Genomic DNA, 12,832 nt, shown 5'->3' with positions numbered 1-12,832 from the left:
AATTAAATTTGAGAATAGATACTACCATTATACCATTTTTAAACTTCATGGTAGCGAATTCATTCAAAAGATGACGCTTTCCAATAAAAAAGGTACAATGTACTGAATACTCATTCATATTTATAAAGGGGATTTTTCATTTGATACAGAAGATTGTTATTCCAACACCATTCGCAGTCGGCGATGTAAATGCATTTCTGATAAAAGGAGATACACTGTCACTCGTCGATGCGGGGCCGAAAACCCCTGAAGCGTATGAAGCATTGAAACAAGGCATCAAGAGCGCCGGTTATACATTTAACGAGATCGAACAAGTCATTTTGACGCACCATCATCCCGATCACGCTGGCTGGATTGACGCGTTTGATAACGCTAAAATTCTTGGGCATAAGTATAACGATTTATGGCTCAAGCGGGATGTAGAATTTTTCAACTACCATGACGCGTTTTATCTCGATTGTCTGATAGAAGAAGGAGTTCCTGAAAAATACCTTGGTTGGGTTAAGAAGATGAAACGATCTGTCGCTTTTATGGGTGAACGTCCATTGGATGGGATTCTTACAGAGGGTGATGCGCTTCCCGGGCACCCTGGCTGGACTGTTATGGAAACACCTGGTCATGCGCAAAGTCACATCGTGCTATGGGACGAAGAGAATAGAACGATGATTGGCGGAGACTTAGTACTTGAAAAAGTGTCTTCAAACCCACTTATTGAACCGCCACTTGATCCTGCGCAGGGACGCCCGCGTTCTTTGCTGCAGTACAACAAATCGTTGAAACGTATTCTGACATTGCCGGTAGACATTATTTATACCGGGCATGGCAATGAAGTACGCAATGCTCACGAACTTATTGAAAGCAGGCTGGTAAAACAGCGCGAACGAGCAATGAAGGTACGTGCAATGATGGACGATGGCTCTCGGACCATTTTCCAATTGACACGTGAACTGTTCCCGGCTGTCTATGAAAAAGAGCTTGGACTTACGCTTTCAGAAACGATTGGGCAAACAGATTACCTTGTCGACGAAGGATTGGTCCGTGAAACGCGGGATGAAGGCGGCATCTTGCATTATGAACAAGCCTAAATCGATTCTCATAACAGGCGCAACTAGCGGGGTTGGGTATGCACTGACGAAACGGCTGTTTGCAGAAGGACACGAGGTGTGGGCAACCGGCAGGGCACTTACTGTTCTAGAGGAGCTGCAACGTGAAGGCGCCCATACGATACCTGCGGATTTATCGGAAAGTGAAGACATTAAGCAGTTGATGGCGAAGATTGGCACACCCGATGTCGTCATTTTTTCAGCTGGCGTAGGCTCGTTCGATTTCGCGCACGAAACATCTGATGAAGCGATACATGGCATGATGGGTGTAAACGTCATCGCACCCATGCGGCTCACAAAACTCCTCTTGCCGAACATGATGAAACGGCGAAGCGGTCATTTGATTTTCCTCGGTTCCCAAGCAGGGAAGGTGGCAACACCCAAGGCTTCTATTTATGCTGCCTCAAAGCATGCGATTATTGGCTATACGAATGCGCTTCGAATGGAAGTAGCTCCATTCGATATTCATGTGACGACGATTAACCCTGGTCCGATTGACACGCCCTTTCTGGATCTCGCGGATGAAACAGGAACTTATCGTACATCGCTTGGCAGGCACTTATTGACCGTGGAAACTGTGGTCGATGCAGTGGTTAAAACAGTGGGGAAACCAGTTCGTGATGTGAATTTACCTTGGTACATGGGCATCACGAGTAGAATGCACGCAGTCGCACCTACGCTTGTTGAACGGGTAGGGCGCAAGTATTTCATGAAAAAATAAGAGGATTCATATTTTGTTAAGACCGGTGTAGATTAACCGGTTTTTTGCCTTGAGAAGGAAGTGCAATACGGAATAATAGAAACTTATGATTATTCCGAGGAGTGTATATACATTTGATATATGAAACCTCGCTAGTGCATATACAACTACATTGCTCGCTATTTGTATATGATTCTGCAGGTGATACATGCCCGTACGAGGAATTATTTAGCATCATTTAAGTACGGATGTTAAATTGATTGCTTAATGAAGGGATAGTCTTGAAAGAAGGTAAAACATCGCGACCGATAATTGTATTGATATATGCACTAACGAGGTGTATGATTATTTAAAATATTAGGAGTTGTGTAATTATGAAGTTACCTTCGTTTCAACAAGCTGTTGGATTTAGTGTTGGTGATGCTCTATCCTTGTTCTTATTAAGGTCTATTCTGGAACAAGAAAATTATTCAAGAGCACTCTATGAACACTTCAATTTAGATTTCCCAGGACGTTCCGTTTCCTATGAGTATGTCGCACGAACTGCTAACACATTAGAAAATAACGGTTTTCTACTTTCTCGAACAGAAGGCCGCAAAAAGTTCTTTCACATTACTGAAAAGGGCAAAGCTCGTCTTCAGGAATACGAAACTATTTACGCACTTCGATTTAGCGAAGTTTCAGCTGTCATAGATCGGTTCTATTATTATTTAACTAAAAATGGATCGCTACCACAAGTTGAGATTGAGCCGCTACACGAAGACTTTAGATCGTTTATATCGAAGTTGTTATCTGTTAAAGATGTTGTACGGTTTATGGCACTGCGACTTAGCTTAAATCGTAAATCTTTTCATATGGCCGAGGTTCAGGAACAATTGAAAAGTTTGTTTGGTTGGTCTCCATCTAATGGCTATTTGTACGATATAGCGCGTGAAATGGAAGAAACAAATGTATTGGTTGGTTTCTGGCCGGATGAAAGAAGGACTGTGCGTAAATTATACAAAACGGATGGGAGTGAACAATTCTATATAATCGTATCAGCTTCATTGACTGAACGGATTACCCAAGTTCGCAGATACTTGCACTACGTTTTAAAAATGGTATGAATTACTCCAGTTCTGCTGAGTATTCATTTAGTTACAATGATTACTTGTGATGGAGTAAGGAACTTGACACGTCACCATTTGGTGTCCTATAATCAATAAGACAACAAATGGTGTCCTATTAGGTTATCATGAAGTTTAATCGGTGACCTTACAGGTAATATTATTGAAAAGGCGGGGGTGATTTTGAACGAAAAAAGTCAAGTAAGGGATGTTTATGACGCTGTTGCCGATCCAACAAGGCGAAAATTACTTCGAATGTTGGCAGATGTTGAAGAATTGCCCCTGCATGAGCTAACGGTTCATTTTCAAATGGGTCGTACAGCAGTTTCTAAACATTTGGCTATTCTTAAAGATGCTGATCTAGTAATCGCTCGAAAGGTCGGTCGGGAAACAAGATATCGCCTAAATTCCACTCCGTTGAAAGAAATTCAAGATTGGGTATCGTTTTACGAAGGTTTTTGGAAAGAAAGAATTGCTAAATTACATCTTATATTGGAGGAAAAAAAATGAAATCAGATGTATCATTAGATTATCAATTTACAAGTTCAATCGAGCAGGTGTGGAGCGCTTTAACAGATTCGGATACGCTTGCGAAATGGATATGGAATAACGATTTTAAACCAGTCGTTGGACATAAATTTCAGTTTCGTGCAGAGCCTAACGAATGGTGGGATGGCATTGTAGACAGCGAGGTGCTCGAAGTCGACGAGCCTCATAAATTATCTTACACTTGGGTGAGTGCCGGAGAAAGCACAACTGTTACATGGACTTTGAAAAAAGGTTCAGAGGGAACTGTCCAACTACATTTCGATCAAACTGGATTTAGTGAAGAAACAAAAGCTCGTGTGGGTGCTATCGAGGGAGCTAAATATGCTTGGACGCAAATGGGTGAACAGCTCGAAAAAGTGTTAGCAGAACTGTGAAATTGATTTCTTCATCCTCGATAATGCCTGCTTTTCTGGCCAAACCTTTTGACTGGATACTTGAATAGATCAATCAAACAGAAATTGATAATTATTACTATATATTCGGCACTTAACAAATAGGGTTTTTTCCAATACCGCTTTGTTCGTTATTATGGTTAGGTATACCACCTAGTTATTTATAAATAAGTAGTGTCGAATATGTAGTAATCATTTTATGCAAATAAACCATTCTTCAACAATAGGGCGCTTTTCCGGAACATGGAAAGCGTCATTTTTAATGGAAGATAGAATAAGTTACCTACAAGTTTTGTAATTATTATAATTTAGCAAACGTGGCAATACTAAATTTAGAGAATGGAGAGGGTAACGATATGGAGATAAATCAATTAATTGCGAACAATATTAACAAATTAGATGCAGTACTACCAGTGGATAAATCGTTAGGAATTGCCGGTTTGTCTGGATCAGGTAAAACAACTTTTTGTCAAACAATTGGTGAAGAATCCAAGAAGCGTCTTGTTTCCTTATTGCCGAAGGCTGAATATCAGTATTTATTTCCCGGTATTATGGAGACCAATTTCAGTGCCATCAAGATGGAAGAAATGCCTTTAGTCCTTTTTCTCGGAAAGTCAGCAATTTCTTCCAATCCACGTTCTACAATAGGCACACATACAGGTGTGTTTAAAGATATTCGTGTTACTCTTGCTGAAAAATTCAATCTGTCTCCAGAAGTTTTTTCATTTAATAATGAGTTAGGCTGGTGTCTAGGCTGTAAAGGTCGTGGAACTACTAAAAATGTAGAATGTAAAAAGTGTGAGGGCAGGCGCTATAATCCAGAAGTGGAGCAATATAAGATAAACTTATTGGATCAACCACATAGTATTTCTGATATCAACAACTTAAGCATTGAATCGCTTCTTTCCCTTGGAGAAGAATTACATATTAGTGAAGCAAAACAACATATCCTTAAAAATATTATCAATATGAATATTGGTTACTTAACTATAAATCGCATTATGGGTACATTGTCAGGCGGAGAATTAACACGACTATACTTGGCCGAATTCATGGCAACAAGTGAAAATACCGTTATTATTATTGATGAAATCTCGGTGGGTCTCGATCACCAAACACTAGTGAAAATTTTAGAACAGATTAAACAATTGGGCTATAGGAATCAAATTTGGCTCATTGATCATTCTGACACGGTGCTCGACACAACGGATGAGCAATTGTTCTTTGGGCCTGGTAGTGGTAAATACGGCGGGAAAATTGTTGAAGAATCCCCACGTCCAAAACCAATCACTTCGGAACGAAATCTGGCAATGCCAACAGAATACTATCAGTTTCATGATCTTTACTGTCGAAATATTCAAATGGTTGAAATTCAGATTCCCCAAAATAGACTTGTAACCTTTACGGGTGAGTCTGGATGTGGTAAATCTACACTTGTCAATGAGTGTATAGCCAAGGATTTTCTGAAGCGATATCCTAAAGATAAACTGGTAATGGTGGGGCAAAATCGAAACCAATCAATTACCAGTCGGTCAACAGTTGCGACTTTTCTTGATATTAAAAGGAAACTCACAAAGTATAGTGAAGAAATTGAGGATATTTTTCAGCGCTCGATTGAAGATATTATTGATGAACTGCCGAATGATGACATCGCTTATAAACGCTTGAGCTTATTGATCAAACTTGGACTTGGTTATTTGACATTGGAAAGAAAAACACAGTCCTTATCGAATGGTGAATTTCAATGTGTCCATTTAGTTTCCGAGCTGTTTGCCAACTCAAGAAACCCACATACGCTTTTTATTTTTGACGAGCCTTCAAAAGGTTTATCGCAAAACATTTTAAATCAATTCATTGATAGTATTAGGGTCATTCTGCAGGATGAATCTGTCTCAATAATCATGATTGAACATAATTCTTATATGATGGAAAGCTCTGATTTTATCGTCGACTTTGGTAAAAGGCAGCATGCACCTGTTCAACACCTTGATGTTGTCAGTCATGATGATTATTATCGAGAGCAAAACAGTACGGATAGAGTTGCTCCGTTGCAAATTTCTTCAACTATTCATCAACAAAATGGAATTAACTATTTAAAAGAAAATCAGATTGCCTATTTTAAAAAAGCAGAAAACGTCTATAAGGGCGGCATCCTAAAAAGCCTATCATCAATGGCACGTTTGATTTATGGTGAATACGAATCCGAAAAAATTGCACCCGTAATAGCCATTGATCTAGAACGTCACTTGTATAGTCAATATAGTTTTCTTTATGAAATGGGTGGTTTGATCAACCATATTGTAGCAGCCCATCCGATGAATAAAAATACGCATAGCTTCGATTTCTATAATCAAGACAATCATTGTCCTAGCTGCTCAGGCCGCCGTGTGATTGAAAAGTTTGATATAGATGTTGTGATGCAAGACAAAAATGCTCCATTTTGGGATGGCTTATTGCATCCAGATGTGATGGAGGTATTAAAACATTATCAATATTCAAGATTGGAATTCATTTTTGATGAAATTAAGAATGAGCTCGGCCATGATATGAGTAAAAGTTATAATGAGATGACAGAAGAAGAAAAGCATACCTTTTTATACGGGTATTTAGAAAAGTCATTTTATGATAAAGCGGCCAAGACGCAGAGAACATGGCAAGGCTTTAATAGCATAATTGGGATGTATATGTCTATTTCAAAATCGATTATTAAAGAGCATATGAAAGCATCTAAAGAGATGATTACATGTCCAATTTGCGAAGGGGCTGTGTTAAACCATCATAAACAGCTGAAGTTTGGCGATACGGATATTCGTGAGATTATAAACCAACCGCTTGATCAAGCATTGCAAACAGTTGGAGCGTTACCGGAACTGGTAAAATTGAAATCTATTGTCGGCGGAGATATGATGTTGACGGAAGATGTCTCATTACTGCCTAGGGAAACACAAGTCGCGCTGAAAGTATTTGAATTAGAAATGGCAAGCTTTGCTGGTTACGAAGTTGTATTACAAAATGCCTTACCATTCTGGGATAGAATTAGCAGCAATATTGAATCCATCAGCACGAACAACCAGGTTACAATCTGTGACTTTGATAAGATCAATGAGACGAGAGAAACGATCATTGATAAGTATTTCACCAATGGAAAATACAAAAAGCTTACCTATGTCTATGAAGGATTTGGATATAAAAAAATTGTCACCCAAATTAATAAGATCAAAAAAAGTCATCCATGTCCATTCTGTAAAGGAAAGAAAGTCATTACAGAAGATAATCTCCATGATGGTGTATATAAATTAACGATCCCATGTGTAAGTTGTAATGAAAGTGGCATCACTGATGAAGGACTTCAGGAAGTTGTCGAGGGCATAGCGGTGGAAACATGGCTCACTGGAAAAGTAAGTGATGTTGTTGAGAAAAACCTATATACTTTGGCTGTTGCTGATATTCCAATCTTCAATCGTATTCGTGAGTTAAATAAAAGAGATTTGATGGCGATTTATCAATGCATTGAGCAAAATAATTAGATTCGATTTATTGAAATAAGGGATATTTAAGTAAAGAGCTAGCTTTCATTTAGTGAATAAAACTCATTTGCAATAATAGCTTTACAGCAAATATAACTAGCCACAAGTATAGCCCCTTAAGTCGGAATTTCAACGACTTAAGGGGCTATACTTGTTCACATTCAAATATAATCCCCAAACCCCTCCGATTTCCACGAATGAATGGCATGGCGTTCCTTCTCGAAGACCTTCTCCAAGTAAATCATCGTCGTTTCAATCTTTTCGTGCCCGAGTGACCGCATAATATCATAAATATCTACACCATTTAGCTTTGAGATAATCGCAAAAGCATGGCGGAATACGTGAGGTGTGATTTTCAGTGTTTGATCCGATAACTGTAGCTGTTCTAGGCTGATAATTTCCTTTTTCACGTATTGCGATAAATATGAGGGGGAATACGCTCGACCTGTATTCGTTGTAAAGAGCGGATCTTCTAATTGTGCTTGCTCGATTGGTAGTAGACCCCTTGCCTGGCGAAAACTGCGAATGCTGTGTACCACTTTCTCTTTCAACGGTACATGCCGCCTCTTATTGCCTTTCCCTAACACATCCAAATAATAGCCGCCTTGAATCGCATCCAACTTCAAATCTTTCACCTGCAAGATGCAAAACTCTTCATTCCGAATCCCTGTAGTTGTGAGGACATGGATAATGGTAAACATGACCTGCTGCTGCATGTCCCGAAATGTATCTAGTAGTGTAACGACATCAACTGGCCCCAAATCACGGTTAGGACGGTCGTCTTTTCGAACAGACGCAATGCGTAGTCCCTGGTGAATAGGTTCTTGGATATAGCCCACCTTATGAAGAAATGCAAAAAAAGCTTTAAGTATCGTTGTTTTCCGTTCCAGTGTGGCGGGGGAGTATGAACCCTTACTTAACACATAAGGACTTTCAGTTGCTAACCACTCCTGATACCTCCTTAAATGACGCGATTGAAGTGATTTAAACAGAGAACCTTCTATTATATAGGCAACATCTACATCTATTTCTGCGCTATACGTAAAAAGCTGTTCGATGAAGAGTAGGAGCTCGCGCTCATACTCGCGGACCGTCCTCTGTGTGCGGTCGTTTTTTTGGTTCAAGTGGCGCCGTTCGTAAAGAAACCATTTCATCATCTCTGGATCCGTAAAATCATGAAAAGCCGTTTGTCCCTGTTTTTCAGCTTCATCTAACTGGTTTTGAAGCGAAGGTAAAGTTGTTAAATCCTGTAATTCTTTTTTTAATATAGTCATTTGTAACTGTTTTGTTTCACTCAATGAAAATATCATATACAGCTCTCCTTTTTTCAATCCACAAAACACGCATTATGCACTATTGAAATACAATCCATACTTTTAACCCTATACTAGACGGCGATAGACGAACTAGTTCAAATAGAGAGGTAATCCAATCTATTTCGCAATTCCAATCTTTAAAATTATATTTACATCTGTTTATTTTTCAAAACAATATTTAGTGTTTTCTAGAATGATTTATCCAAATCCATATACTATGTATAATCTTCATTGCAAATACAATCACTTTTAGGGCAAACAAGTTCTATATCTATTAGTAAATCCATTTTACCACAAATTCAATATAATATAAAAAAAGAGTCCCTTTGTTTAGGTTATATATTATTGATATTATTGATGAATGTATTCTGATGTAATATAATGTTGCTATTGTTATTTACACACGTTATACTAATAATATTAGACATATATATAATGTAAATTACTCTATTATTTACTTATGCGTTTTAATCATACATACTTAACAAATTTTACAATAGTTAGAGGATAAGAGACTTATTGAAATTGAATCACAATCCATTTAAATTCAACTTATTGTGTAAAAAACGTCATTTCATTAGGCTTATTCATTCAAAAAAGCACTATTTATTTATATTTTTATTCAGAAAAAATTACTAAAAAACGTATGAAATACCCAGGATTTATGCGTTATCCATTCGACAGACAGGGGAAATTGACTTGAAAAATTGGTACACCAGACAAGAGGTAGCGGACATACTTGGCATTTCGAAGGCTACTGTCTATCACTACGCAAAACAAAAAAAAATCATCAAAATAGCAAATCCACACCGTCTAATACGTGAAGTTAGGTACAAACAAGAAGAGGTAGACGCACTTGCGATCGAACGCCAACGCCACCAGCCGCTTGGTTTAAGGCCATCTACACTCGCTAAGCAATTAGGGGTCACACCGCAACGTATTTACGCCTTAATTCGGGAGACTACTTTACCTGTGGATGAATTGCCTGTTGGAGATGAGCGCACCATCTACTCCATTCCGGATGAAACTGCCGACTGGATCCGACAAGAAATCGAACGTACTGCATCTGCACGCGGGACACGGGTTGAGTATTATGATGCTAAATTCGACATCGTACTTTACCAGCTGTTTCGTACACAACAGGGGCAAGAGATGCGTGTATTACGCAACGACGACCAGGAGTGGGGCTTCTATTTGCAATCACGGGCATGGATTCCTTTTACGAACGGCATCTATGCCTATCAGTATGAAGCAGCTTATCCAATACATCAGCCGAATAGGAGAGTAAGGGGCTATACAGACTTCTTACTACCGAAAGATATGCAAGAGTCCTTTGATTTCCTTGATTTCGTTTACCAAGTGTGGGGGATTGAAAACATCCGCATTCGTGAGCACGACACACACATCGATCTGTCGATAAAAAGCGGTGAAATCGCGGTACCTATACCGGTTCCAGACATCCTTACAGAGAGTATTATCAAGCAATTTCTAGTATTAGGTGATGTTGTGATCGAAGAAGCTGAATGGACGCTAATTAGTGGATACCGACGCACTACATTTGATTTGCCATCAAATTTACTGGATGAATTACAGGGGATTTCTAAAGAAAAAGACCTGTCAATGAGTGAATACGTGGAAGATGCACTGCGAGAGAAGATTGCAAGAGAAAAGATAATGGAATAATGAATGCCTGATCAACCCAAAACAGAGCTGTATGTCAGCTCTGTTTTGGGTTGATTTTGATTATACAAAGGCACACAATTATAAATTCCTCTTTGTTTAACATCCATAATATAATTATGTAAACCATTACCTGCTTTATTGATTATTACTCCCTTATCTCCAGCCTATTTTAAAACAGTAGTACTGATAAGAAGGATATATCTAGCAAACTCTCGAAAGAGAATGTATAAAAATATAGTGAATAAGTAGGCCGTTGTTTCTTCGGACAGCATTTGAGTATGGCACACTTGTGGCATGAATCATGATCGAGATGAAAATCGAATACTCCAATACTATAATTAAGGAGATATTAGAATGCTTACTTAATTAAAGATGCTACATCTACACGATGCGGAACCGTTATTTAGGTTAATCAATCAAGAGCAAGTTTGAGAGGGGGGTTGCCCATCATTGATCATACGTAGTCTCCGACAGATACAAGTGCATTTATACAAGCAACAATCTTATCTTAGCGGTGTAATGGAGTTCATCAACGAAAAAGTAAGCAGCGAGGAGTCGGTTAATTTTATGGTCTTCGATGACGGTGATGCGAATGGTTTTGTTCAACTTTATCCGTCGTTTTCATCCGTTAGTATGAAGCGGGCATGGGTGTTGAGTGACCTGTATGTGAAAATAAATGGCCGTGGCAAAGGATTTGGCGAGGAATTATTACGAGCAGCTATTGCTTTTGTGGTGGAAACCGATGCAAGAGAGAGCCATATCTTATCGATCCTGATAATGCGGCTTGGATTCCTCTAATCTTTGATTTTGCGTTAGAATTTCTTCTTTTTCATAACGAATTAACAACTGCACAGGATATACCATTTATGCCTGTACAAAGGCAACTATTCCTGCAAGGCTAAAAAAAGTCGGTGGGGTTGATTGAGGTAGTGCATGAATATTGGCAACAAGCATTCGAACATGTCATTTTAGATGAAGTGATGTGGCTCATGGCCGTTGTAGAAGAAGACTGAAAGAATCCATCACTGCGCGTTCTTTTTGACGGTTTAATCAATTTTTTGTTTGATTCTTCAAGCTACAGGCTAGGTATACTGATTCTATCGAAGTAACTAAATAAACGTGAATTCCATAATATTATTATGTAAACTAAATGTTACTTTTTGATTATATTTAGCCTGTTTTTTGTAGCTCCTTGCAGGGGATTTGAAGTAGACAACAAAAAAAGTGGTTGATTTCAACGGCAATTCCATTGAAACCAACCACTTTTTTTGTCTATATGAATAACAAACAACAAACAGATGGTATTGAATATACTACAATACACACATACTGATTAGATGGCTCAGAAAGTGAGGTAATGTATATGAAAATCGTCGAGATATATGAACGGTATCTAAAGGGGGAGAAATTTAAAAGCATAAGTGAAATAAATCTTGGGTATTTACCGGTTAAACAACCCGCTGATTTAGTAGGACAGTCGCCGATTATGCAAAAATTAGCTGAAAAACATTCAAAAAATTTAAGGCTATATAAAAAATAAACCCCGCTATAAACAAAAGCGGGGTAGTTCATATTTCATTTATTTAATATTTTTCTTACCAATGGGTCAGTTTTACTTACGTGAATGGGTTTTACCATTTGTCCAGTAATAATCAGAGGATTGACCCTTTCAGTACTTTCTTTTGCACTGAATTGATTTAATTTTTTTGCGGCACGTTCTTTAACATCTTTAGAATTGATTGGAGTTTTGACTTTCACCATTCATACCACTCCTTTCTATCATAATACATGAAGTACATTTGATTGGTCAAGATAGACTCACGTTTCATTAATTATCTGTATGTGTCAAGACCACCATATACTCGATATTCTCAATATTTTTACTCACAATTTTATGCAAAAGTTCGAAAAGGTATTTATCGAAAATATCAAAAGGATAGGTATAGCTGTTTATTACAGTGACATATTCATCGCCGTTGTAACAATAATAGAAAACAAGGTAGTTTTTCTTGAATAAATTACCCTCATTGATTTTATTGTAAATAACGGATTCACCTGTTTCCTTAGATTCTTCGATAAAATCATTTAGTACTTCAGGAGGAGATTGACTAAACACTTCATATGAAAATGTGGCATTCAGCGGGCTTTTTTTGTATCCTATTTGAATTTCTGAAAGGAAATACTCTAGTACTTCTTTATAATCTATAGCCGATTCATGTAAAAATTCTAACGTTCTTCCAGAAGCATCATCGCCAGTTAGATAAGCCATCAGTTGGGCTTTAGTCCCGCTGATTTCTATCGTTTCAATTGCAGCTTTTTCAATATCATCGTAAGCGTCAAATAACGCCCACCTGTCTTTCAGGGGGCGATTATTATATGCTCTATTTAGTTTTAATTGGAACGTGACAGTCTGGTGGAAGGGTCTTCGACCATGGAAGTAGCTTATCCAGTGCTTC

Annotated in this window: 12 protein-coding genes; 9 read left to right on the top strand and 3 right to left on the bottom strand. The window is 38.2% G+C overall.

All coding sequences use genetic code 11. The annotated features are described in order from the left end of the window. The first annotated feature begins 140 nt into the window (after positions 1–140). The 6 genes from H2672_RS07350 to H2672_RS07325 all read left to right on the top strand — a co-directional run bounded on the left by H2672_RS07350 (position 141) and on the right by H2672_RS07325 (position 7,377). Positions 141–1,085 (top strand): MBL fold metallo-hydrolase, encoded by a 945-nt coding sequence (locus H2672_RS07350; RefSeq protein WP_186670669.1) that lies wholly within the window; start codon positions 141–143, stop codon positions 1,083–1,085. Then, entirely contained in the window at positions 1,072–1,824 is a 753-nt protein-coding gene (locus H2672_RS07345) for an SDR family NAD(P)-dependent oxidoreductase (RefSeq protein ID WP_186670668.1), read from the top strand. The genes H2672_RS07350 and H2672_RS07345 overlap by 14 nt, the downstream gene beginning before the upstream one ends. Positions 1,825–2,177: 353 nt before the next feature. Beyond that, positions 2,178–2,909 carry a helix-turn-helix transcriptional regulator gene (locus H2672_RS07340; RefSeq protein ID WP_186670667.1) on the top strand — a complete coding sequence of 244 codons (732 nt, stop codon included), beginning with the start codon at positions 2,178–2,180 and terminating at the stop codon, positions 2,907–2,909. A gap of 183 nt (positions 2,910–3,092) precedes the next feature. Then, positions 3,093–3,419 (top strand): ArsR/SmtB family transcription factor, encoded by a 327-nt coding sequence (locus tag H2672_RS07335; protein ID WP_186670666.1) that lies wholly within the window; start codon positions 3,093–3,095, stop codon positions 3,417–3,419. Then, complete coding sequence (locus H2672_RS07330) at positions 3,416–3,832, top strand: SRPBCC family protein (protein ID WP_186670665.1); 417 nt, start codon at positions 3,416–3,418, stop codon at positions 3,830–3,832. The genes H2672_RS07335 and H2672_RS07330 overlap by 4 nt, the downstream gene beginning before the upstream one ends. 374 nt (positions 3,833–4,206) lie before the next feature. Beyond that, positions 4,207–7,377 carry an ATP-binding cassette domain-containing protein gene (locus tag H2672_RS07325; RefSeq protein WP_186670664.1) on the top strand — a complete coding sequence of 1,057 codons (3,171 nt, stop codon included), beginning with the start codon at positions 4,207–4,209 and terminating at the stop codon, positions 7,375–7,377. A 161-nt stretch (positions 7,378–7,538) separates the two neighbouring features. Here H2672_RS07325 and H2672_RS07320 read toward each other — a convergent pair whose 3' ends face one another. Beyond that, the gene (locus H2672_RS07320; RefSeq protein WP_186670663.1) at positions 7,539–8,687 is read right to left on the bottom strand and encodes a tyrosine-type recombinase/integrase; all 1,149 of its coding nucleotides are present in this window, start codon (positions 8,685–8,687) and stop codon (positions 7,539–7,541) included. A 705-nt stretch (positions 8,688–9,392) separates the two neighbouring features. Here H2672_RS07320 and H2672_RS07315 point away from each other — a divergent pair. The 3 genes from H2672_RS07315 (at position 9,393) to H2672_RS07305 (ending at position 11,916) form a co-directional block, all read left to right on the top strand. Then, entirely contained in the window at positions 9,393–10,376 is a 984-nt protein-coding gene (locus H2672_RS07315) for a helix-turn-helix domain-containing protein (RefSeq protein ID WP_186670662.1), read from the top strand. Between the two features lie 450 nt (positions 10,377–10,826). Continuing rightward, positions 10,827–11,174, top strand: coding sequence for a GNAT family N-acetyltransferase (locus H2672_RS07310; protein ID WP_186670661.1), 348 nt, complete (start codon positions 10,827–10,829; stop codon positions 11,172–11,174). Between the two features lie 565 nt (positions 11,175–11,739). After that, on the top strand, positions 11,740–11,916 hold the full coding sequence (locus tag H2672_RS07305) for a hypothetical protein (RefSeq protein ID WP_186670660.1): 177 nt from the start codon (positions 11,740–11,742) through the stop codon (positions 11,914–11,916). A 35-nt stretch (positions 11,917–11,951) separates the two neighbouring features. Here the strand turns inward: H2672_RS07305 and H2672_RS07300 are convergent, their stop codons facing one another. Then, positions 11,952–12,137 (bottom strand): hypothetical protein, encoded by a 186-nt coding sequence (locus tag H2672_RS07300; protein ID WP_186670659.1) that lies wholly within the window; start codon positions 12,135–12,137, stop codon positions 11,952–11,954. Between the two features lie 67 nt (positions 12,138–12,204). After that, the coding region (locus tag H2672_RS07295) for a hypothetical protein (protein ID WP_186670658.1) at positions 12,205–12,832 on the bottom strand (628 nt) is incomplete at its 5' end.

Origin of the sequence: Sporosarcina sp. BP05 (genome assembly GCF_014282005.1) — a bacterium.
GTDB lineage: Bacteria > Bacillota > Bacilli > Bacillales_A > Planococcaceae > Sporosarcina.
Note: the sequence above shows the minus strand (reverse complement) of the source record. Positions and strands in the feature narration are given on the sequence as shown.